This window comes from Cedecea sp., from assembly GCF_036500665.1.
Lineage (GTDB): Bacteria > Pseudomonadota > Gammaproteobacteria > Enterobacterales > Enterobacteriaceae > Cedecea.
In genome coordinates this window covers 63684-84354 of the sequence record NZ_DASYBS010000021.1, presented here as the reverse complement: position 1 = coordinate 84354, position 20671 = coordinate 63684, and the positions used below count along the sequence as shown (strand labels likewise).

The window sequence follows — 20671 nt, the reverse complement described above, 5'->3', positions numbered from 1 at the left end:
TGAGTGGTATTGCCAGCACGATATGCTGATTAACCCCCGTGGAGTGCAGCATGACACTGTTTTTCACCGCTCGTCATATTCTTTAAATAAAGGGCAGCATCATAAGGAAAAGTAATCAAGCTTGATGTGAATAGAGTTGCACTTATTTTGAGTTTATATGCAATAGATAAAGCTGCGCCGAAGCGATTGATCCAGGTCATCGCCGGTGCGAGAAGAAAATGGCAGGCTAGGCCCCTTTTTCGGGACGGCCCATCAGATTATGCAGTTACAGAAATTAGTCAATATGTTTGGCGGCGATCTCTCTCGTCGCTATGGGCAAAAGGTCCATAAACTTACGCTGCACGGTGGATTCAGTTGCCCAAATCGCGACGGCACTATCGGGCGGGGCGGCTGCACTTTTTGCAACGTGGCCTCTTTTGCGGACGAAGCCCAGCAGCACAGCTCCATTGCAGAGCAGCTCGCACACCAGGCCAGCCGGGTGAATCGCGCTCAGCGCTATCTTGCCTATTTCCAGGCCTATACCAGCACCTGGGCTGAGGTGCAGGTTTTGCGCTCTATGTACCAGCAGGCGGTCAGCCAGACCAGCATTGTGGGGCTTTGCGTGGGCACCCGGCCTGACTGCGTGCCCGACAGCGTGCTTGACTTGCTGAGCGACTACCACGAGCAGGGCTATGAAGTTTGGCTGGAGCTGGGCTTGCAGACGGCAAATGACAAAACGTTGCATCGAATTAACCGCGGTCATGATTTTGCCTGCTACCAGGAGACAACCCGGCGGGCTCGGGCGCGTGGTTTGAAGGTTTGCAGCCACCTTATCGTCGGCTTGCCTGGCGAAGGCCAGCAGCAATGCATGGACACGCTGGAAAAAGTGGTTGAAACCGGTGTGGATGGCCTGAAGCTGCACCCTCTGCATATTGTTGAAGGCAGTATTATGGCCAAAAGCTGGCGCGCAGGCCGTCTTGAAGAGATTGCGCTGGATGAGTATGTGGCTACGGCCGGAGAAATGATTCGCCATACGCCGCTTGATGTCGTGTTCCATCGTATTTCGGCTAACGCCAGACGGCCTACGCTGCTGGCCCCTTTGTGGTGTGAAAATCGCTGGGCCGCGATGGTGGATATAGACAAGTATTTGCTGGCGCACGGGACGCAGGGTTCCGCGCTGGGAACGCCGTGGGATCTCTCAGTTCTTTCGTAAATCCTGAGTACGAGTCCTTTTTGCGGTATATTTAGCGCATCCACGGCGAAGGAATCGTTCCATGAAGCAAATCCGGTTATTGGCGCAGTATTACGTTGATCTTATGGTGAAGCTGGGGTTAGTCCGCTTCTCCCTGCTGCTGGCCTCCGCGCTGGTCGTGCTGGCTATGGTGGTGCAAATGGCCGTCACCATGCTGCTGCGCGGCCAGGTCGAAAGTATCGACGTTGTCCGTTCTATCTTCTTTGGCTTGTTGATAACGCCGTGGGCGGTTTACTTCCTGTCGGTCGTTGTCGAACAACTTGAAGAGTCCAGGCAGCGGCTGTCGAAGCTGGTGGAGAAACTGGAGGAGATGCGCGAGCGCGATCTTATCCTTAACGTACAGTTGAAGGACAATATTGCCCAGTTAAACCAGGAAATAGCCGACCGTGTAAAAGCGGAAGCTGAACGTCAGACCATGCTTGAGCAGCTCAAAGTTGAGATGCAGGAGCGCGAAGAGACGCAGATCCGGCTTGAGCAACAATCCTCTTTCCTGCGCTCCTTCCTTGATGCTTCCCCCGATCTGGTCTTCTATCGTAATGAAGATAAGGAGTTCTCCGGCTGTAACCGGGCGATGGAACTGCTGACCGGCAAGAGTGAAAAACAGCTGATTCACCTTAAGCCGCAGGACGTTTACTCCGCTGAAGCCGCAGAGAAAGTACTGGAAACGGACGAAAAAGTGTTCCGCCATAATGTTTCTCTGACCTACGAGCAATGGCTGGACTATCCCGACGGGCGCAAGGCCTGCTTCGAAATCCGAAAAGTGCCTTATTACGACCGCGTCGGGAAACGCCACGGGTTGATGGGGTTTGGCCGCGATATTACCGAGCGTAAACGTTATCAGGACGCGCTTGAGCGTGCTAGCCGGGATAAGACGACATTTATCTCAACTATCAGCCATGAGCTGCGTACGCCGCTTAACGGCATTGTCGGGCTCAGCCGGATACTGCTCGATACCGATTTAACCGCCGAGCAAACCAATTATTTGAAAACTATCCATGTTTCCGCCATTACACTCGGCAATATCTTCAACGATATTATTGATATGGATAAGCTTGAGCGTCGCAAGGTACAGCTCGACAACCAGCCGGTAGATTTCACCAGCTTCCTTGCCGACCTTGAGAATCTCTCCGGCCTTCAGGCTCAACAAAAAGGGCTGTCGTTCCTGATGGAGCCGACCCTGCCATTGCCGCACAAAGTCGTGACGGACGGTACGCGCTTGCGCCAGATCTTATGGAATTTGATCAGCAACGCCGTGAAATTTACGCCGAAAGGTGGGTTGGTTACGGTGCGTGTTCGCTATGAGGATGAGAACCGTCTGCGCTTTGAGGTTCAGGATTCCGGAATCGGTATTCCGCTGGATGAGCAGGACAAAATCTTTGCCATGTACTATCAGGTAAAAGACAGCCACGGCGGCAAGCCTGCAACCGGTACCGGCATCGGGCTTGCGGTATCGCGCCGTCTCGCGAAGAGTATGGGTGGAGACATTACCGTGACCAGTAAACCGGGGGAAGGGGCGCTGTTTACCTTAACCGTTTTGGCCCCGAGCGTAGCGGAGGAGGTTGAAGACACCCTGGAAGATGACGATATGCCGCTGCCAGCCCTGCACGTTCTGCTGGTGGAGGATATCGAGCTTAACGTCATTGTGGCACGTTCGGTTCTGGAAAAACTTGGCAACAGCGTAGATGTGGCAATGACCGGGAAAGACGCGCTGGAGATGTTTATTCCGGGCGAATATGACCTTGTGCTGCTTGATATACAACTGCCGGATATGACCGGGCTGGATATCTCTCGCGAACTGAATAAGCGTTTTAGCAAAGATGAGCTGCCGCCGCTGGTGGCGCTGACCGCCAACGTGCTGAAAAACAAGAAAGAGTATCTTGAGGCCGGGATGGACGACGTGCTAAGCAAGCCGCTCGCCGTGCCGGCCTTGATGTCGATGATCCAAAAATTCTGGGATAACCAGATAACGGACAAGGAGCCTGTGGTGACAAAAGTCGATAGTGAAAAGCAGCAAGCGCTGCTCGATATTCCGATGCTTGAACAATATATCGAGCTGGTGGGGCCAAAACTAATTACTGACGGCCTGGCGATGTTTGAAAAAATGATGCCGGGTTATTTAGACGTGCTCGATTCCAATATGACCGCGCGGGATAACAAAGGCGTGGTGGAAGAAGGCCATAAAATTAAAGGCGCGGCCGGTTCAGTTGGTTTACGTCATTTGCAGCAGGTCGCTCAGCAAATTCAGTCTCCGGATTTACCCGCCTGGTCAGATAATGTAGGTGAATGGATCGAGGAGCTGAAACAAGAGTGGCAACATGATGTTAGCGTGTTGAGAGCGTGGGTTGCGGACGCTGGAAAAAAATGACCCCGGCCAGGCCGGGGTGCGCGAATACTGCGCCAACACCAGGGAAAACAGGGTTGCGCCTTTTTTAGCGTTGCGTTATCGAACGGCACAACCAGCAATTCGCAGGCTGTCAGCCATATAAGATAGCAAACCTTAAAATATTTGTTACGTGAATCAGTAAAATGTGTGAAGCATGGCTATCTAATTACCGTAGCTGATACGGATTCAGATCTGACGAAAAGGAGCAATGCAGAATGAAAAGAATAGGCGTAGTACTTAGCGGTTGCGGGGTTTATGACGGCAGCGAGATCCATGAAGCGGTATTAACGCTGCTGGCTCTCTCCCGCGCTGGAGCTGAAGCCGTCTGCTTTGCACCCGATAAATCGCAGTCTGACGTTATCGATCATTTAACCGGCGAGCCGGCTGCGGGGTCTCGCAATGTGCTGCAGGAAGCGGCGCGTATTACCCGCGGCAATATTCAACCTTTGCGCGAGGCCCGTTCCGAAGCGTTGGACGCATTGATTGTGCCGGGTGGTTTTGGCGCGGCTAAAAACCTGAGCACTTTTGCTGCGCAGGGTGCTGAATGCGAGGTCGATACTGATTTACGTCGTCTGGCGCGGGAATGCCACGAACAGGGCAAGCCGCTCGGCTTTATGTGCATAGCTCCGGCGATGCTGCCGAAGATTCTGGATATGCCCCTGCGCCTGACTATCGGCACGGATATCGATACCGCCGAGCTGCTGGAGGCTATGGGGGCAGAACATGTGCCCTGTCCGGTGGATGATATTGTCGTCGATGAAGAACGCAAAGTGGTGACGACGCCTGCCTATATGCTGGCGAATAACATCGCTGAGGCTGCCGCCGGTATCGACAAGCTGGTTGCCCGCGTGATGGAACTTAGCGCATGAGAAAAGGGCGTTTTGCGCCATGGCAGTGGATTAAGCGCTGGTTTCTGAGACTTCTTCTGGTCGTCGTTGGCGTCTGGTTCGTGGGCATTCTGGCCTTCCGTTTTATCCCTGTCCCGTTTTCCGCAGTGATGGTTGAGCGGCAGCTCAGCGCATGGTTTAGCGGCGATTTTGGCTATGTTGCTCATTCTGACTGGGTTTCAATGGATGATATTTCGCCGTGGATGGGGCTTGCTGTGATTGCCTCCGAGGATCAAAAATTTCCTGAACATTGGGGTTTTGATACCGATGCCATAGAGAAAGCGCTCGCGCATAACGAACGCAATGAGAAAAGGGTCCGTGGTGCGTCAACGCTTTCCCAGCAAACCGCGAAGAACCTGTTCTTATGGGATGGGCGAAGCTGGCTGCGTAAAGGTCTGGAAGCTGGCCTGACGGTGGGTATTGAGACGGCCTGGAGCAAGCGGCGTATTCTGAGCGTGTACCTCAACATTGCCGAATTTGGCGAAGGCGTGTTTGGCGTTGAAGAAGCCTCGCGGCGCTATTTCAACAAACCCGCAAGCCGCCTGACGCCAGCCGAAGCTGCACTGCTGGCGGCCGTACTGCCTAACCCGATTCGTTTTAAAGCCAGTGCGCCTTCAGGGTATATACGCCAGCGTCAGCAGTGGATTTTGCGGCAGATGCGCCAGCTGGGCGGGGAATCTTTCCTCGAGCAGCACAATTTAAATTAGGCTACCGTTGACTCGTCGCGGTAGCTCCCGGCGCACCCTCTGTGCCGCCTGTCCGGCAAGGTAAAATGCAATGATGATGACCTCCTGCCTTAGAGAAGATACCGCCCGTCAAATTGTCCAGCGCACGATGAACATCATCGACCATTCGGTGAATGTGATGAGCGAGCAGGGCGTAATTATTGCCTCCGGCGATCCTCTTCGTCTGCACCAGCGCCACGAAGGTGCGATTCTGGCGCTCACGGAAAACCGGACAGTAATCATCGATGAAGCCTCCGCGCGCCACCTTAAAGGGGTAAAGCCCGGAATTAATCTGCCCATAGTTTTTCGTCAGCAGATTGTGGGCGTGGTCGGTATTTCCGGTGAGCCGGAGAAAGTACAGGCTTACGCTGAGCTGGTAAAAATGGCTGCCGAGTTGATTCTGGAGCAGGCGGAAATGCTCGAGCAAAATCAGTGGGAAAAGCGTTACCGGGAGCAGTTGGCCGCACAGATTATTTCCGGGCAGCAAAGTCTGGCCGATCTGCGTCCGATGGCAAGCGGCCTTGGAGTGGATCTTGAGCTGCCGCGCGTTGCGTTGATGATCAACTTTTCATCTCAGCAAGCCCTGCGCCAGCGTGAGCTGCTGGAACGCCTTAGTAACCACGACAGCCAGGCGCTGGTCACGCCATTCGGTTTTGAACAAATAGCGATGCTGTTGCCGCTGGGTGGCGGGCGAAGCGAGGAACGCCAGGCATTGCTGAAAAAAATGCTGCGTAAGCTTCATTCACAGCTGCTGGCGCATTTTGACGTCACCCTTTCAGTCGGCGGTTTGTTCGACGGTAACGATGCGTTACGGCGCTCCTGGCTTAGCGCCGTGGCGCTGCACGAGATGGCTTCACGCCAAAAAATAGGGCAGTCGACGCTGTATTATCAGGAGCTTTTATTGCCTGTACTGCTAAATGGGCTTTCCGGAAGCTGGCAGGCGGACGAGATGGGGCGGGCGTGGCAGACGCTTTGCGCGGCGGACACTAAAGGCGTTCTGCGCCGCACGCTACGCTGCTATTTTGAACAGAATTGTGATCTGTCTCAAACGACGAAATTACTGCATATCCACGTGAATACCTTGCGCTATCGTCTTAGCAAAATAGAGTCGATAACAGCATTAAATATTAATAAGTTAGACTCAATTCTTCAGCTGTTTATCGGCATGCAGCTCAGTGATTGATTTGTAGCAATCTACAAAAAAGAGCTTCTTTCAACGCTCGCCTTCTGGCGTTTCGTCTCAAGCTATTCACCGCCCGCCCAAGGTAATGTCCCGTCCGTACCCATTCGATCTCCCTAAAAAAATCAAAACAGGAGTGATATATGACCACGGTTTCGGCTCTGGGCGCCCTGGTGGCGCTGGTTGTCTCTATTGTGCTTATTTTACGCAAGGTTCCACCTGCCTACGGCATGATTGCTGGCGCGCTGGCGGGCGGTTTGGTAGGCGGGGCGGACTTAGTCCAGACAATTTCATTGATGATTACCGGGGCGCAGGGCATTACCAACGCGGTGCTGCGCATTCTTGGGGCGGGCATACTGGCTGGCGTACTGATTGAGTCCGGTGCCGCCAACACGATTGCCGAAACTATCGTACGCAGGGTTGGAGAGAAACGTGCTCTGTTCGCTCTGGCGGTGGCCACGATGCTACTGACCGCCGTCGGCGTGTTTATCGATGTGGCGGTAATAACCGTTTCACCTATTGCGCTTGCAATAGCCCATCGGGCGGATATTTCGAAAATGGCTATTCTGCTGGCGATGATCGGCGGCGGAAAGGCCGGTAACGTCATGTCACCTAACCCCAATACAATCGCGGCGGCTGACGCTTTCCATGTGCCTCTTACCGATTTGATGCTGGCTGGCGTAGTGCCGGGGTTATTTGGTCTGGTGCTGGCCTATTTTCTGGCAAAACGGCTGAAGCATCGTGGCTCCAAAGTGGACATCAATGAGCTGGTTGCGGTGAAAACAGATAAAGCTTTACCGGCCTTCGGGGCGGCAATAGCGGCACCGCTGGTGGCTATTTTTCTACTGGCGCTGCGCCCGGTCGCTGGCATCGCCATTGACCCGTTGGTCGCGCTGCCGATAGGCGGTCTGTTTGGGTCTATAGTGATGGGGCAATGGCGGCAGACAAACCATTATATGGTGTCTGGGCTGGCTCGTATGTCTCCGGTGGCGATTATGCTGCTGGGAACCGGGACGCTGGCCGGGATTATCGCCAACTCCGGGCTGAAGGATGTTTTGATTAGCGGCTTAACGGCTTCGGGAATGCCATCTTATCTGCTGGCTCCTTTCTCCGGCGCGCTGATGTCGATGGCTACCGCATCAACGACTGCCGGGACCGCGGTAGCTTCAGCAGTGTTTAGCTCAACGCTTGTCGATATGGGGATTTCCGCGCTGGCCGGTGCAGCAATGATTCATGCCGGGGCGACGGTGCTGGACCACATGCCTCACGGCAGTTTTTTCCACGCCACCGGTGGCAGCGTCAATATGCAGGTTCACGAACGCTTAAAGCTGCTTCCCTATGAAACGGCCGTTGGCCTGGCGATCGCTTTTGTGTCGACCCTGATGTTTGGCGTATTTAATTTAGCGGGTTAATGAGGTAGTCATGAAAATTGTTATTGCCCCCGATTCTTTTAAAGAAAGCCTGACCGCGATGCAGGTCGCCGAGGCTATTGAACAAGGTTTTCGCGAAATTTATCCGCATGCTGACTATATCAAGCTGCCGATGGCCGACGGCGGCGAAGGCACCGTGGAGTCGATGGTGGCGGCCACAGGGGGGAAAATCATCCCGGTAACGGTCACCGGCCCTCTTGGGCTGCCCGTTGATGCTTTCTTCGGGCTGTCGGGAGACGGTGATACGGCCATTATCGAGATGGCGGCGGCCTCAGGGCTTCATCTGGTGCCGTCAGAAAAACGTAATCCGTTGCTGACCGGGACCTTTGGCACCGGGGAACTCATTCTTGCCGCGCTCGACCACGGGGCGCGTAAAATCATTATTGGCATCGGCGGCAGCGCGACAAACGACGGCGGGGCGGGAATGATGCAGGCGCTGGGGGCCGAATTACGTGACGAGGAGGGTAATGACATTGGCACTGGCGGTGCGGCGCTGGCTGAGCTGTCAGAACTTGATCTCAGTCTGCTAGATGCTCGCCTTGCTGAGTGCGATATTCTGGTTGCCTGCGATGTGGATAACCCACTTTGCGGTGAGGATGGTGCATCAGCGGTCTTTGGCCCGCAGAAAGGGGCCACACCTCAGCAGGTAACGCTGCTTGATGCCGCGCTGAGGCATTACGGCGAGCAGATCGAGCAAGCAAGCGGTAGCGCTGTCATTAACGTTGCAGGAGCAGGTGCAGCAGGCGGAATGGGGGCATCGTTGTTCGGCTTGCTCAATGCCCGGCTGCGGCCCGGCGTGGAGATCGTCACCGAAGCCCTGCATCTTGATGAGGCCGTCCGGGATGCTGACCTTGTTATCACGGGGGAAGGCCGCATCGATAGCCAGACGATCCACGGGAAAACGCCCATAGGTGTTGCGAGAGTGGCTAAGCGTTTTAATGTACCGGTGATTGCGCTGGCGGGGGGGATGACGACTGATTACGGTGTGGTACATCAGCACGGCCTGGATGCGGTATTCTCGGTACTGAACCGGGTTCAGACGCTGCCCGAGGCGCTGGAGTATGCCAGGGAAAATCTTTGCGTGACGGCGCGTAACGTTGCCACGGTATGGAAAATAGGGCGCGGTTAATACCGCGCGTGCAACGTATTTAGTCTTCGTCAAACCCGGCGTTGAACAGAGCAATCACGGCCGCAAGTGCCTGCTCTTCTTCCGGGCCTGTTACTTCAATCTCAATATGGCCGCCCTTGGCGGAGTCCAGCATCAGTAGCGCGATTACGCTGCTGGCTTCTGCCTCGGTGCCTGCTTCGTTTCGCAGCATCACTTCTGCATCAAAACTCTGTACCAGCTCAAACAGTTTCATGGCCGGACGAGCGTGCATGCCCAGTTTGTTGGTTATCTCAACGGTCTGCTTTACGGTCATGTTTTACGTTTTTCCAGCGTGCGGTGACGGGACTGGACGTTCTTGCCGCGTGAACGGAAGTAGTCGGCCAGTTGCTCAGCAATATAAACCGAACGGTGCTTACCCCCGGTACAGCCAATCGCCACGGTCAGGTAGCTACGGTTGTTGGTTTCCAGCATGGGTAACCATAACTCAAGATAGCTGCGAGTCTGGTAGATAAAATTGTGTACTTCTGTGTGCCGGTCGAGGAAGGCGGCAACCGGGCGATCCAGACCTGTCATTGGGCGCAATTTGGGATCCCAGTGCGGGTTTGGCAGAAAGCGTACATCGAAGACGTAATCGGCATCGATAGGAATACCGTGTTTGAACCCGAAGGATTCGAACACCATCGTCAATTCACGCTCGCGTTTGCCCAGCAGACGAGTACGCAGCATTTCAGCCAGCTCATGTACCGACATTTCTGAGGTATCTATGATCAAGTCCGCGCGGGACTTCAGCGGCTCGAGCAGATCGCTTTCTTCGTCAATCGCGCTTTCCAGCGAAAGATTTTTGCTGGAGAGCGGGTGAAGGCGTCGTGTATCGCTATAGCGACGAATTAACGTGTTACGATCGGCATCGAGGAACAATAATTGCGGCGAGAAAGCATCCGGCAGATTGTCCATCGCCTGCTCGAAGATTTCCGGTGACTCCGGCATATTGCGCACGTCAATGCTAACCGCTGCGGAAATCTGTCGATCGGCAAGCGTTTTCGCCAGCTCAGGTAACAGAACCACCGGCAGATTATCTACGCAGTAGAATCCCATATCTTCCAGTGCGCGCAAGGCTACAGACTTCCCTGAACCTGAGCGGCCGCTGACAATCATCAGCACCATATAATCATTCCCCCGATTTATCTGTCTGCGACATCAAACGCGACGATTATTCGTTTTCGCTGCTGTTATCGACTTCTGTTTCAGTAATTATCTGGTAGAGCTCTTCGTCGCTGTTGGCAGCGCGCAGGCGACGGCAAATGGTTTTATCCGCCAGACGTTTCGCCACCAGGGACAGCGTGTGGAGGTGGGTCTTTGTCTGGTCAGCGGGCACCAGTAACGCAAATAACAAATCGACGGGCTGATTGTCGATGGCGTCAAAAGCGATGGGCGTTTCCAGTTGGATAAAGACGCCAACGGCGCGCAGCGTATCTTCCTCAAGCTTACCGTGGGGAATGGCGATGCCGTTACCAATACCGGTACTGCCCATGCGTTCGCGGGTGAGTACGGCTTCGAAAACGACCTGTGGCGGCAGGCCAAGCTGTTTGGCTGCCAGTTCGCTGATAATTTCCAGCGCACGTTTTTTACTCTGGCAGTGGACGCCACTGCGAGTACATTCCTGGTTAAGGACATTGCTCAGTTGTAGAGCGGAATCGTTGTTCATCATAAGTTCACCTAAGCACTTTTTGTGCAAACGGCCCGCTACTTAAGCAGCGGGCCGGCCATATGCACATCGGATGCCCGGATTATCAGTGTTGTTTTAGTTTATCTTTGTGTTTCGTTAACTGTCGGGCCAGTTTATCAATCAGACCGTCAATCGCGGCATACATGTCCTGGCCTTCGGCGCTGGCATGCAGTTCTCCACCGTTCACATGCAGCGTAGCATCCGCTGTATGGGTAACTTTTTCCACCTTTAATACAATATAGACCTGGTTGATTCTTTCGAAGTACTGCTCCAGTTTGGCAAATTTCGAGTTTAAAAATTCACGTAGTGCATCCGTGATCTCGACGTTTTGTCCTGTAATGTTGAGCTGCATAGTGTCTTCCTTATCGGTGAAGTCACACCAGCTGCTTGCGCTGGTTTGACGGTGGAATGGATAAAGACTCTCGGTACTTCGCAACTGTGCGGCGTGCCACCATAATACCTTGATCCGACAGCATTGAGGTTAACTTACTGTCGCTCAGCGGTTTGGCTGGGTTTTCCGCAGCAATTAACTTCTTCACCAGGGCCCGAATTGCCGTGGAGGAGGCTTCGCCGCCGCCCTCGGTATTGACGTGACTGGAGAAGAAATACTTCAATTCAAAAATGCCGCGCGGGCTATGCAAATATTTTTGAGTGGTCACCCTTGAGATGGTCGACTCATGCATATCCACCGCCTGAGCAATATCTGCCAGCACCATCGGCTTCATATGCTCTTCACCGTGCTCGAAGAAAGCCTGCTGCTGTTCGACGATGCACCGGCTAACGCGCAATAACGTATCATTGCGGCTTTCCAGACTTTTAATCAACCATTTCGCTTCCTGCAGGTTACTGCGAATAAACTGCGAGTCGCTGTCATTGCGCGTATTGCCACTCATTGCCGCGTATTGTTGGTTGATTTTGAGGCGAGGAATGCTGTCAGCGTTAAGCTCTACGGTCCAGCGTGCCAGGTGTTTGCGAACCAGTACATCAGGGATGACATATTCAGGCTCGCCGGTTTGAATCGACTGGCCGGGGCGTGGGTCGAGGGACTGAATCAGGCACATGGCCTCTTTCAGGGCGTCCTCTTTGATGCGCGTGACCCGCATTAGCGAACGGAAATCATGATTCGCCAGCAGATCTAAGTGATCGCTAACGATAAGCCTGGCCTCCGCCAGCCAGGGCGTTTCTTTGGCGTATTGAGAAAGCTGGATGAGCAGGCAGTCACGTAAATCTCTTGCTGCGACCCCGACAGGATCGAAGCGTTGAATACGTTTAAGCACGGCTTCGACTTCATCAAGACTGACATCGTCGTGGCCAAGGCTCTCCAGTATATCTTCCAGCGGGACGGTGAGGTACCCGGTTTCATCAACCGCATCGACTATTGAGGTCGCAATAGCGGCATCCGTGTCGGAAAACGGCGTGAGCTCAACCTGCCACATCAGATAGTCCTGAAGAGACTGGGTTGTTTCACCCTGGTAGATAGGAAGTTCGTCGTCGAGGTAGTCGGTACCTGTTCCGGAAGGTGTTCCGGCGGTGTAGATTTCATCCCAGCTGGCATCGAGCGGCAGCTCATCGGGCATCTCTTTCTGCTCGAGGGCTTCACGGGTATCCATGGCTTCGCTCTCAGGCATTTCCTGAGTGTCAATCTCATCATGCAGGTCGGTTTGCTCAAGCAATGGATTGCTGTCCAGTGCCTGCTGGAGTTCTTGCTGAAGCTCTAACGTCGAGAGCTGCAACAGGCGGATAGCCTGCTGTAGCTGGGGCGTCATAGCAAGTTGTTGGCTAAGCCGTAATTGCAAACCTTGCTTCATGTTCAGAGCAAACTTCCTCAAATAAGTCGTGTAAGACTTCCCACCCTATCAGAGTCTGAACTCTTCGCCCAGATAGACTCGCTTAACTTGCTCGTCTTCAAGGATTTCTTCCGGCGTACCGTGGGCAATCAGATGCCCCTGGCTAACGATATAGGCGCGTTCACAGACGGCCAGCGTTTCGCGGACGTTATGGTCGGTAATCAACACGCCGAGGCCGCTGTCGCGCAGGTGCTCAATGATGCGTTTGATATCAATAACAGAAATCGGATCAACCCCGGCAAAGGGTTCATCCAGCAAAATGAATTTTGGGTTAGCTGCCAGCGCACGTGCGATTTCAACACGGCGGCGCTCCCCGCCGGACAGAGACTGCCCGAGGTTATTGCGCAAGTGCGAGATATGAAATTCTTCCATCAGCTCGTTAGCGCGGTCTTCTCGCTGCTCCGAGGTCAGATCATCGCGGATCTGCAACACCGCCATGAGGTTATCAAACACGCTCAGGCGCCGGAAAATTGATGCCTCTTGCGGCAGGTAGCCTATGCCGCGGCGGGCACGAGCATGCAGAGGAAGCAGACTGATGTCTTCTTCATCAATGATGATATTCCCCGCATCACGAGGCACGATGCCAACCACCATGTAAAAGGTGGTGGTTTTACCGGCACCGTTCGGCCCAAGTAGCCCAACGATTTCACCTGACTTAACGGTCAGGCTGACGTCTTCGACTACGCGGCGGCCTTTGTATGCCTTGGCCAGGTTTTTCGCAATTAAAGTTGCCATAACGAATTAGTTACTCTTTTTCTGTGCCGGTTGCTGGCCGTTTTTGTTCTGCAACTGAGACGGCACCAGTATGGTGGTGACGCGTTTGCCTTTCTCACTAAACGCCTGCATTTTTTGCTCTTTCACCAGGTACGTAATTTTGTCGCCGGTGATGTTGCTGTCTAACTGCTCAAGATAAGCGTTACCGGTCAGCACCACGAAGTCATTGGCCAATTCATAATGCATGGTTGAGGCGTGGCCTTTTACCGGTTTACCGCTGTCCTGCATTTGGTAGAAGGTAGCAGGATTACCATAGCCATCGATCACCTCTTTGCCCTGCTCACCGCCGGGACGGGTGACGACAACTTTATCGGCGTTGATTTTGATACTGCCCTGCGTCACAACGACGTTACCGGTGAAGGTGACAACGTTACCTTGCATATCAAGGGATTGCTGGTCAGATTCGATATGGATCGGTTGATCGGTGTCACCGGTCAGTGCCCAGGCAGACCAGGGGGCGGCAAAAAGCGTACCAAGCAGAACAAGTTTAAGGCTGAGTTTGTTTATTCTGGATTTCATAAGAGGTTTTAACCTTTTCAATCAGCTGTGCAGTTTGGCTGCGTAAGTTGCCACGCATTTTCAGGCCACTGGAGTTAAATGTAGTGCCGTAAAGGGTGACCAGATCGTCAGAAGCAACATCCTGAGTGATCAAATTCACCTGAGCATTGTCCGTCGTAATTTTGCGTAACTGCGAATCAGGTGTTAGGGCGGTTACCACGACGTTACCGTATAAATAGAGCATTCTGTCATTGGTCAGTTTGGCGCGATCTGCGTGAATTTCCCAGGTAGCGACTTTATTTTCATCGTACTGGGTCATCACGGGCTTGGTGAACCAGGAAATAGCCGTTTCCGAGAAGTATTCAACGTGCTGGGCGATCAGTTTATAGTTCAGCGCGCCCTCTGGGTTGTACACGACCGTTGTGGAAAACTCACTTTGATAAGTCGGAGTATCGCTGTTGACGGTGACTTTGGGCTCATCTTTATCCGTCAGATTCAGACCGATCAACACTAATGCTGCTATGGCGAGCAGGAAAATAATCCAACGTCTGGTCTTACTCATATGGATTGTCCTTTGGCCTCGTCGAGCTTGCCTTGTGCCATCAATAACAGATCGCAGATTTCCCGCACCGCGCCCCGGCCACCGCTGATTCGGGTCACGTAGTCCGCTTTTGGCGTCAGTAACGGATGCGCGTCGGCAACGGCAACACTTAAGCCTACCTGTTCCATCACCGGCCAGTCGATCAGGTCATCGCCGATATAGGCTACCTGGGCCGGAGAAAGCCCGACCTTTGACAGCAGATCGTGAAACGCGATCTGTTTATCGGACTGCCCCTGATAGAGGTGCGTTATGCCCAACGTTTCGCAGCGATCTTCCAGTAATTTTGCTTTCCTTCCAGTAATAATAGCGACTTCAATTCCGGAGGTCAGGGCGCAGCGAATCCCATAGCCATCTCGCACGCTGAAGGCTTTTAGCTCTTCGCCGCTGTTGCCCATGTAAATCAGGCCGTCAGACATTACGCCATCGACGTCCAGAATGAGCAGGCGAATCTCTTTCGCCTGCTCTATGACCTGCGCGCTTACCGGTCCATAGCAGGTATTCAGCAACGCATCACTGTTACTCATTAAGGCTAATCCTTTGTTAAACTACGCCTGCGCGCAGCATGTCATGCATATGTACCACACCCAGCAGTTGGTCGCCATCTGCGACCAGGACCGAGGTGATATGGCGCGATTGCATCAGATTCAATGCATCCACCGCCAGGGTTCCAGGACGTACGCGAATGCCGCCAGCGGTCATTACATCGGCAATCCGTAGCGTATTTAAATCGGCACCCATATCGAACACGCGACGTAGGTCGCCGTCAGTAAAGATGCCTTCAATTTTCATCAGGTCGTTACAAATGACCGTCATCCCCATATTCTTGCGGGTAATTTCCAGCAGCGCATCGCGCAGAGAAGCCTCTTTGCTCACGTGTGGAATGTCGTCGCCAGCGTGCATAATATCGTTTACACGCAGCAGTAGCTTACGACCCAGTGCGCCGCCTGGATGAGACAGTGCAAAGTCTTCTGCTGTAAATCCGCGGGCTTTCAGTAACGCAACGGCCAGCGCGTCTCCCATCACCAACGTTGCCGTGGTGCTGGTAGTGGGGGCCAGGCCTAACGGGCAAGCCTCCTGTGGCACTTTTATACACAGGTGGATGTCCGCTGCACGGCCCATTGAGCTTTCCGGACGGGCCGTCATGCAGATCAACGGTACCTGTAGACGTTTTAAGACCGGGATGAGCGCCAGAATTTCATTCGACTCACCGGAATTAGAGATTGCAATCACGATATCCTGAGCCGTAACCATGCCAAGATCGCCGTGACTGGCCTCTCCTGGGTGGACAAAGAACGCCGGCGTACCGGTACTGGCAAACGTTGCCGCCATTTTCTTACCGATATGGCCCGATTTTCCCATACCCATCACGACAACTTTGCCCGGGCAGTAGAATATCCTCTCGCAGGCTTGTGAAAAATCGTCGTTGATGTACTGGTCGAGCTGAGCCAGGCCTTCACGTTCAATATTGAGCACGTCTTTGCCCGCTTGTTGAAAGTCAAAACCCGGCGCGAAATCTATATGAGACATAATTCCCGTTTCCATTTTATCCGACGACAGGTGGTGCAACGAACCACAGCACCACGATCCATACGATAAATCCACATGTTAACAGAGCGCCCGCGAGCTTGCCGATTTGGCGTGGTTTGCGCCAGCAGAGCACGGCAAAAACAGCACTTACCGCTAACATCAGCCAATAATCCCGGGCAAAAGCCAGTGTGTCCAGGCTACCGGGCGCCGCCAGTGCAGGGATCCCGAGCACAAACACAATGTTAAAAATATTCGAACCGATGATATTGCCAATTGCGATGTCATCTTCGCCTTTACGCGCCCCGGCAATGGCCGTCGCCAACTCCGGCAGGCTGGTCCCTACGGCGATAATCGTTAACCCGATCACCAGCTCACTTACGCCGAAATAGTGGGCGAGAACCGATGCGTTATCGATGACCATCCGCGTCGCCATTGGCATAATAACCAGCGCAACGCCAAGCCATAAAAACGCGACGGACAGGTTGCCTTCCTGAGGCAGTTCAGCCAGTTGCTCCCGCGTAAGGCTATCAACACCCTGGCGCTCGGCGAGGCGGCCTATTCTAATGATAAACAGTAGATATAACACCGCCATTGTTAGCAGTACGATGCCCTCTGTTTGTGTCAGTTCACCGTCATATAAAAACAGGCCAGCGGCGGCACTTACTGCCAACATTAGAGGTAATTCGCGGCGCAGAATATCGGAATTGACGGTAAATGGGTGCAGCAGTGCGGCGAGCCCAAGGATCAGCATAATATTAGTAATATTAGAGCCAATGGCGGTGCCGACGGCTAAATCCATCTGGCCATTCAGTGCTGAAGCGCTGGCGATGATGATTTCAGGAAGCGAGGTGCCGATACTGACTACCGTCATGCCTATAATTAGCGGCGGGATGCCGATGCTACGGCACAGGATCGCCGCAGCGAAAACTAAACGGTCGGCGCCATAGACCACCAGAAGCAAACCAATAATTAATAGCGCCGTAGCTAACAGCATGAAAAATCCTTTCTTAGGGTATAATCGCCGATCCTGGGGGCCTGAAGGTTCCTGCAAAGCGAAGCGCTGCCTGAACCTGGCGATAAGTCTTAATTCTGACTTTATGCGGCGGAAAAGTAAAACAAATGCCAGCTTTCGCTAACCCGGACAGGTAATATTCTGTAAAAATGTTGGGTTTTAGCATCCGTTTAAGGCCATGCTTGCCGACAAACCTTAAAAAGGAAGGGCGATGAGTCAGACTGAAGCGAACCTGGTGGAGATCCGCGGGATGAGTTTTTCCCGAGGTGAACGCCAGATCTTCGAGAATATTTCCCTGACCGTACCACGTGGCAAAATAACGGCGATCATGGGGCCATCGGGAATCGGTAAGACTACGCTGCTAAAGCTTATTGGTGGGCAGATCCAGCCGGATTGTGGTGAAATCCTGTTTGACGGTGAGAATGTGCCAACCATGTCACGCTCACGGCTTTTTACCGTTCGTAAGCGTATGAGCATGCTGTTCCAGTCAGGTGCCCTGTTCACCGATCTCAATGTGTTCGAAAACGTGGCTTATCCGCTACGCGAGCATCGGCAGCTACCGGAGCCTTTGTTACACAGCACGGTAATGATGAAGCTGGAAGCCGTTGGGCTTCGCGGTGCCGCTAAACTGATGCCTTCTGAACTGTCCGGAGGGATGGCTCGGCGCGCTGCTCTGGCTCGTGCCATTGCGCTTGAGCCAGACCTCATTATGTTTGATGAACCTTTTGTTGGTCAGGATCCCATCACCATGGGTGTGCTGGTTAAGCTCATTTCTGAGTTAAACAGCTCGCTTGGCGTAACCTGCATTGTGGTATCACATGACGTTCCTGAAGTGTTAAGCATCGCGGATTACGCTTATATTGCTGCCGATCAACACATTGTTGCACACGGTAGCCCGGCGGAGCTGAGAGAAAATCACGACCCACGCGTTCGACAATTCCTGGACGGGATTGCTGACGGCCCGGTGCCGTTCCGCTATCCAGCCGGCGATTATCAACAAGATTTGTTATCTGGAACGAGGAGCTAAACTGCTCATGCTGCTAAATGCACTGGCCTCTTTCGGGCGACGTGGGATAAAAACCTGCGCTTCGTTTGGACGGGCCGGATTGATGTTATTCAACGCGCTGGTAGGGAAACCGGAGTTTCGCAAGCATGCGCCGTTGCTGGTGCGTCAGCTTTATAACGTCGGCGTATTGTCGATGCTGATCATCATGGTTTCGGGTCTGTTCATTGGTATGGTGCTTGGCCTGCAGGGTTATCTGGTTCTGACGACCTATAGTGCTGAGTCGAGTCTCGGTATGCTGGTAGCGCTCTCCCTGCTACGTGAACTTGGCCCAGTGGTTGCCGCGCTGCTTTTTGCCGGACGTGCCGGTTCTGCATTAACCGCTGAAATTGGCCTGATGCGAGCTACCGAGCAGCTTTCCAGCATGGAAATGATGGCCGTTGACCCGCTGCGTCGTGTTGTGTCGCCACGTTTTTGGGCCGGTGTGATTTCTTTGCCGTTACTCACGCTTATTTTCGTTGCCGTGGGGGTTTGGGGCGGCGCGCTGGTTGGCGTTAACTGGAAAGGCATCGATGCCGGTTTCTTCTGGTCAGCGATGCAAAATGCTGTTTCCTGGCGCCTTGATTTAGTTAATTGCGTCATTAAAAGCGTAGTTTTCGCCATTACCGTAACGTGGATTGCGTTATTCAACGGGTACGACGCGATTCCGACGTCCGCAGGGATTAGCCGGGCAACCACACGCACCGTTGTGCACGCTTCTCTGGCCGTTCTCGGCCTCGATTTTGTGCTGACAGCACTGATGTTTGGGAATTGAGTTCATGCAAACAAAGAAATTTGAAGTCTGGGTTGGTGCTTTTCTGCTGGTAGCGCTGGTCGCCATTATCTTCCTCTGCCTGAAAGTGGCTAACGTCACTTCCCTGCGCAGCGAGCCGACCTATCGGGTATACGCAGTATTCGACAATATCGGTGGCCTTAAAGTCAGTTCACCGGTTCGCCTCGGTGGCGTAGTGATTGGCCGTGTTGATGACATCGCCCTGGATCCAAAAACTTATCTGCCGCGCGTGACGCTGGACATTGAGCAGCGTTACAACCAGATCCCGGATACCAGTTCCCTGGCGATTCGTACCTCTGGTCTGCTGGGCGAGCAGTATATCGCCTTGAATCTGGGCTTTGACGATCCGGAACTGGGGTCATCTATGCTTAAAGAGGGCAGTACGATCCAGGATACGAAATCTGCTCTGGTACTTGAGGATCTGATTGGTCAGTTCCTGTATAAGAGCGGCAACGGTGACAATAAGAATTCAGGCGATGCCGATGCACATCCAGCGGGTCATACTGATGCCGCGCCGCAGTCGGGCACCACGAATTAATTTAAGAGGAACGAGTAATGTTTAAGCGTCTTATGATGGTTGCCATGCTGGTGATTGCTCCCTTTGCTATGGCGGCAGATCAAACCAATCCTTACAAATTGATGAATGAGGCGGCACAGAAAACCTTTGACCGCCTGAAGAATGAGCAGCCCAAAATTCGGCAGAACCCAAATTACCTGCGCGATATCGTAGGGCAGGAGCTGCTGCCTTACGTTCAGGTGAAGTATGCCGGTGCCCTTGTACTGGGTCGTTACTACAAAGACGCGACACCTGCACAGCGTGATGCTTATTTCAAAGCTTTCGAAGAGTATCTGAAGCAGGCATATGGGCAGGCGCTGGCGATGTATCACGGTCAGACTTATCAAATTGCGCCCGAGCAGCCGCTGGGCAGCGCTGACATTGTTGCGATCCGCGTGACCATCATCGATCCGAACGGTCGCCCACCGGTTCGTCTTGATTTCCAGTGGCGTAAAAACAGCCAGACCGGTAACTGGCAGGCTTACGATATGATCGCGGAAGGGATCAGTATGATCACCACGAAACAGAATGAGTGGAGTGACCTGCTGCGTACCAAAGGGATTGATGGCCTGACCGCACAGCTGCAGTCGATTTCGAAGCAGCCGATTACCCTGGACAGTAAAAAGTAATGGCGGAAGAACTGAGCTGGAAGCAGGAAGGCGCTATCTTGCATCTTTTCGGGGAGCTTGACGGCGAAACCGTTCAACTGCTCTGGCAGCAGCGCGAGAAAATAGTCGCCGGCATCACAACTTTTGAGCTCAGTGGCTTAACACGCGTTGATACCGCCGGGCTGGCCTTGCTGATCCACCTGATTGCTATCGCCAGTCGTAAGGGGAGTGAGGTTAGCCTGCTGGGCGCAAGTGAGAATTTACGCACGCTTGCCCAACTCTACAATCTGCCAGAGACGCTGTTGCCACATTTGGCAGGCTAATGTTTTCAGCACGTTACTTTCATAGCCCTCGAACGGTTAAGTTCCGGGGCTTTTTGCTTATTTAAGCGGGCGCCACTTTCCTCTAAGATGTGTGGCTTATTGACTCATTCATTAATCGACGAATAGATACCCATGGAAAATCATGAAATTCAGACAGTGCTGATGAACGCGCTGCCCCTCCAGGAAGTCCACGTCTCGGGCGATGGCAGCCACTTTCAGGTGATAGCGGTGGGTGAGTTATTCGCCGAGTTAAGTCGCGTTAAGAAACAGCAAACGGTTTATGCACCGCTGATGGAGTTCATCGCCGACAACCGCATGCACGCTGTCTCTATTAAGACCTATACCCCGGACGAGTGGGCGCGCGACCGCAAACTAAATGGTTTTTGAATCATCGGCTCTGGCTGGTGAGAACAATTTGAA

At 53.3% G+C, this 20671-nt stretch carries 24 protein-coding genes; 13 read left to right on the top strand and 11 right to left on the bottom strand.

Annotated features, from left to right (window positions below):
* Positions 1-259 precede the first annotated feature (259 nt).
* From VGM55_RS03370 to VGM55_RS03340, 7 genes are all read left to right on the top strand, one after another.
* The gene (locus tag VGM55_RS03370; protein ID WP_331634576.1) at positions 260-1192 is read left to right on the top strand and encodes a TIGR01212 family radical SAM protein; all 933 of its coding nucleotides are present in this window, start codon (positions 260-262) and stop codon (positions 1190-1192) included.
* 61 nt (positions 1193-1253) lie between these two features.
* Positions 1254-3596: an aerobic respiration two-component sensor histidine kinase ArcB gene (arcB, locus tag VGM55_RS03365; RefSeq protein WP_154188366.1), complete on the top strand. Its 2343-nt coding sequence runs from the start codon at positions 1254-1256 to the stop codon at positions 3594-3596.
* A gap of 233 nt (positions 3597-3829) precedes the next feature.
* Positions 3830-4483, top strand: coding sequence for an isoprenoid biosynthesis glyoxalase ElbB (gene elbB / locus VGM55_RS03360; RefSeq protein ID WP_331634574.1), 654 nt, complete (start codon positions 3830-3832; stop codon positions 4481-4483).
* A complete protein-coding gene (mtgA, locus tag VGM55_RS03355) occupies positions 4480-5208 on the top strand; it encodes a monofunctional biosynthetic peptidoglycan transglycosylase (protein ID WP_331634573.1) in 729 nt (242 codons plus the stop codon). The genes elbB and mtgA overlap by 4 nt, the downstream gene beginning before the upstream one ends.
* A 73-nt stretch (positions 5209-5281) precedes the next feature.
* Entirely contained in the window at positions 5282-6409 is a 1128-nt protein-coding gene (locus tag VGM55_RS03350; RefSeq protein ID WP_331634597.1) for a sugar diacid recognition domain-containing protein, read from the top strand.
* Positions 6410-6549: 140 nt separating this feature from the next.
* Positions 6550-7818, top strand: coding sequence for a GntP family permease (locus tag VGM55_RS03345; protein ID WP_154188369.1), 1269 nt, complete (start codon positions 6550-6552; stop codon positions 7816-7818).
* A gap of 10 nt (positions 7819-7828) precedes the next feature.
* The gene (locus VGM55_RS03340; protein ID WP_154188370.1) at positions 7829-8965 is read left to right on the top strand and encodes a glycerate kinase; all 1137 of its coding nucleotides are present in this window, start codon (positions 7829-7831) and stop codon (positions 8963-8965) included.
* Between the two features lie 19 nt (positions 8966-8984).
* On the opposite strand, the gene npr is transcribed toward VGM55_RS03340, so the two are convergent.
* The 11 genes from npr to VGM55_RS03285 form a co-directional block, all read right to left on the bottom strand.
* On the bottom strand, positions 8985-9257 hold the full coding sequence (npr, locus tag VGM55_RS03335) for a PTS phosphocarrier protein NPr (protein WP_038478422.1): 273 nt from the start codon (positions 9255-9257) through the stop codon (positions 8985-8987).
* Positions 9254-10108 (bottom strand): RNase adapter RapZ, encoded by an 855-nt coding sequence (gene rapZ, locus VGM55_RS03330; RefSeq protein WP_016538395.1) that lies wholly within the window; start codon positions 10106-10108, stop codon positions 9254-9256. The genes npr and rapZ overlap by 4 nt, the downstream gene beginning before the upstream one ends.
* A gap of 46 nt (positions 10109-10154) precedes the next feature.
* A complete protein-coding gene (ptsN, locus tag VGM55_RS03325; RefSeq protein ID WP_154188371.1) occupies positions 10155-10652 on the bottom strand; it encodes a PTS IIA-like nitrogen regulatory protein PtsN in 498 nt (165 codons plus the stop codon).
* Positions 10653-10734: 82 nt separating this feature from the next.
* A complete protein-coding gene (hpf, locus tag VGM55_RS03320; RefSeq protein ID WP_154188372.1) occupies positions 10735-11022 on the bottom strand; it encodes a ribosome hibernation promoting factor in 288 nt (95 codons plus the stop codon).
* A 22-nt stretch (positions 11023-11044) separates the two neighbouring features.
* The gene (rpoN, locus tag VGM55_RS03315) at positions 11045-12478 is read right to left on the bottom strand and encodes an RNA polymerase factor sigma-54 (RefSeq protein WP_154188373.1); all 1434 of its coding nucleotides are present in this window, start codon (positions 12476-12478) and stop codon (positions 11045-11047) included.
* Between the two features lie 48 nt (positions 12479-12526).
* Positions 12527-13252, bottom strand: coding sequence for an LPS export ABC transporter ATP-binding protein (gene lptB / locus VGM55_RS03310; RefSeq protein WP_045784120.1), 726 nt, complete (start codon positions 13250-13252; stop codon positions 12527-12529).
* 6 nt (positions 13253-13258) lie between these two features.
* On the bottom strand, positions 13259-13810 hold the full coding sequence (gene lptA / locus VGM55_RS03305; protein WP_154188374.1) for a lipopolysaccharide ABC transporter substrate-binding protein LptA: 552 nt from the start codon (positions 13808-13810) through the stop codon (positions 13259-13261).
* Positions 13779-14351 carry an LPS export ABC transporter periplasmic protein LptC gene (gene lptC / locus VGM55_RS03300; RefSeq protein ID WP_154188375.1) on the bottom strand — a complete coding sequence of 191 codons (573 nt, stop codon included), beginning with the start codon at positions 14349-14351 and terminating at the stop codon, positions 13779-13781. The genes lptA and lptC overlap by 32 nt, the downstream gene beginning before the upstream one ends.
* Positions 14348-14914 (bottom strand): 3-deoxy-manno-octulosonate-8-phosphatase KdsC, encoded by a 567-nt coding sequence (gene kdsC / locus VGM55_RS03295; protein ID WP_154188376.1) that lies wholly within the window; start codon positions 14912-14914, stop codon positions 14348-14350. Before kdsC ends, lptC begins: the two co-directional genes overlap by 4 nt.
* Positions 14915-14930: 16 nt before the next feature.
* Positions 14931-15917 carry an arabinose-5-phosphate isomerase KdsD gene (gene kdsD / locus VGM55_RS03290; protein WP_154188377.1) on the bottom strand — a complete coding sequence of 329 codons (987 nt, stop codon included), beginning with the start codon at positions 15915-15917 and terminating at the stop codon, positions 14931-14933.
* Between the two features lie 16 nt (positions 15918-15933).
* Positions 15934-16911 (bottom strand): calcium/sodium antiporter, encoded by a 978-nt coding sequence (locus VGM55_RS03285; protein WP_154188378.1) that lies wholly within the window; start codon positions 16909-16911, stop codon positions 15934-15936.
* A 229-nt stretch (positions 16912-17140) separates the two neighbouring features.
* On the opposite strand from VGM55_RS03285, the gene mlaF reads away from it, so the two are divergent.
* The 6 genes from mlaF to ibaG all read left to right on the top strand — a co-directional run bounded on the left by mlaF (position 17141) and on the right by ibaG (position 20638).
* On the top strand, positions 17141-17956 hold the full coding sequence (gene mlaF, locus VGM55_RS03280; protein ID WP_154188379.1) for a phospholipid ABC transporter ATP-binding protein MlaF: 816 nt from the start codon (positions 17141-17143) through the stop codon (positions 17954-17956).
* Between the two features lie 7 nt (positions 17957-17963).
* On the top strand, positions 17964-18746 hold the full coding sequence (gene mlaE, locus VGM55_RS03275) for a lipid asymmetry maintenance ABC transporter permease subunit MlaE (RefSeq protein ID WP_038478453.1): 783 nt from the start codon (positions 17964-17966) through the stop codon (positions 18744-18746).
* A 4-nt stretch (positions 18747-18750) separates the two neighbouring features.
* Positions 18751-19302, top strand: coding sequence for an outer membrane lipid asymmetry maintenance protein MlaD (gene mlaD / locus VGM55_RS03270; protein WP_154188380.1), 552 nt, complete (start codon positions 18751-18753; stop codon positions 19300-19302).
* Positions 19303-19319: 17 nt separating this feature from the next.
* A complete protein-coding gene (gene mlaC / locus VGM55_RS03265) occupies positions 19320-19949 on the top strand; it encodes a phospholipid-binding protein MlaC (protein WP_154188381.1) in 630 nt (209 codons plus the stop codon).
* Entirely contained in the window at positions 19949-20251 is a 303-nt protein-coding gene (gene mlaB / locus VGM55_RS03260) for a lipid asymmetry maintenance protein MlaB (protein WP_154188382.1), read from the top strand. The genes mlaC and mlaB overlap by 1 nt, the downstream gene beginning before the upstream one ends.
* Positions 20252-20383: 132 nt before the next feature.
* Positions 20384-20638, top strand: a complete 255-nt coding sequence (gene ibaG / locus VGM55_RS03255) for a BolA family iron metabolism protein IbaG (protein ID WP_154188383.1) — start codon at positions 20384-20386, stop codon at positions 20636-20638.
* The last annotated feature ends 33 nt before the right edge of the window (positions 20639-20671 follow it).

What these genes read in the sequence shown, in the direction of transcription:
- VGM55_RS03370 (WP_331634576.1), top strand. Translation starts at nt 260, where the DNA reads ATGCAGTTACAGAAATTAGTCAATATGTTTGGCGGCGATCTCTCTCGT.
- arcB (WP_154188366.1), top strand. Translation starts at nt 1,254, where the DNA reads ATGAAGCAAATCCGGTTATTGGCGCAGTATTACGTTGATCTTATGGTG.
- elbB (WP_331634574.1), top strand. Translation starts at nt 3,830, where the DNA reads ATGAAAAGAATAGGCGTAGTACTTAGCGGTTGCGGGGTTTATGACGGC.
- mtgA (WP_331634573.1), top strand. Translation starts at nt 4,480, where the DNA reads ATGAGAAAAGGGCGTTTTGCGCCATGGCAGTGGATTAAGCGCTGGTTT.
- VGM55_RS03350 (WP_331634597.1), top strand. Translation starts at nt 5,282, where the DNA reads ATGATGACCTCCTGCCTTAGAGAAGATACCGCCCGTCAAATTGTCCAG.
- VGM55_RS03345 (WP_154188369.1), top strand. Translation starts at nt 6,550, where the DNA reads ATGACCACGGTTTCGGCTCTGGGCGCCCTGGTGGCGCTGGTTGTCTCT.
- VGM55_RS03340 (WP_154188370.1), top strand. Translation starts at nt 7,829, where the DNA reads ATGAAAATTGTTATTGCCCCCGATTCTTTTAAAGAAAGCCTGACCGCG.
- npr (WP_038478422.1), bottom strand. Translation starts at nt 9,257, where the DNA reads ATGACCGTAAAGCAGACCGTTGAGATAACCAACAAACTGGGCATGCAC.
- rapZ (WP_016538395.1), bottom strand. Translation starts at nt 10,108, where the DNA reads ATGGTGCTGATGATTGTCAGCGGCCGCTCAGGTTCAGGGAAGTCTGTA.
- ptsN (WP_154188371.1), bottom strand. Translation starts at nt 10,652, where the DNA reads ATGATGAACAACGATTCCGCTCTACAACTGAGCAATGTCCTTAACCAG.
- hpf (WP_154188372.1), bottom strand. Translation starts at nt 11,022, where the DNA reads ATGCAGCTCAACATTACAGGACAAAACGTCGAGATCACGGATGCACTA.
- rpoN (WP_154188373.1), bottom strand. Translation starts at nt 12,478, where the DNA reads ATGAAGCAAGGTTTGCAATTACGGCTTAGCCAACAACTTGCTATGACG.
- lptB (WP_045784120.1), bottom strand. Translation starts at nt 13,252, where the DNA reads ATGGCAACTTTAATTGCGAAAAACCTGGCCAAGGCATACAAAGGCCGC.
- lptA (WP_154188374.1), bottom strand. Translation starts at nt 13,810, where the DNA reads ATGAAATCCAGAATAAACAAACTCAGCCTTAAACTTGTTCTGCTTGGT.
- lptC (WP_154188375.1), bottom strand. Translation starts at nt 14,351, where the DNA reads ATGAGTAAGACCAGACGTTGGATTATTTTCCTGCTCGCCATAGCAGCA.
- kdsC (WP_154188376.1), bottom strand. Translation starts at nt 14,914, where the DNA reads ATGAGTAACAGTGATGCGTTGCTGAATACCTGCTATGGACCGGTAAGC.
- kdsD (WP_154188377.1), bottom strand. Translation starts at nt 15,917, where the DNA reads ATGTCTCATATAGATTTCGCGCCGGGTTTTGACTTTCAACAAGCGGGC.
- VGM55_RS03285 (WP_154188378.1), bottom strand. Translation starts at nt 16,911, where the DNA reads ATGCTGTTAGCTACGGCGCTATTAATTATTGGTTTGCTTCTGGTGGTC.
- mlaF (WP_154188379.1), top strand. Translation starts at nt 17,141, where the DNA reads ATGAGTCAGACTGAAGCGAACCTGGTGGAGATCCGCGGGATGAGTTTT.
- mlaE (WP_038478453.1), top strand. Translation starts at nt 17,964, where the DNA reads ATGCTGCTAAATGCACTGGCCTCTTTCGGGCGACGTGGGATAAAAACC.
- mlaD (WP_154188380.1), top strand. Translation starts at nt 18,751, where the DNA reads ATGCAAACAAAGAAATTTGAAGTCTGGGTTGGTGCTTTTCTGCTGGTA.
- mlaC (WP_154188381.1), top strand. Translation starts at nt 19,320, where the DNA reads ATGTTTAAGCGTCTTATGATGGTTGCCATGCTGGTGATTGCTCCCTTT.
- mlaB (WP_154188382.1), top strand. Translation starts at nt 19,949, where the DNA reads ATGGCGGAAGAACTGAGCTGGAAGCAGGAAGGCGCTATCTTGCATCTT.
- ibaG (WP_154188383.1), top strand. Translation starts at nt 20,384, where the DNA reads ATGGAAAATCATGAAATTCAGACAGTGCTGATGAACGCGCTGCCCCTC.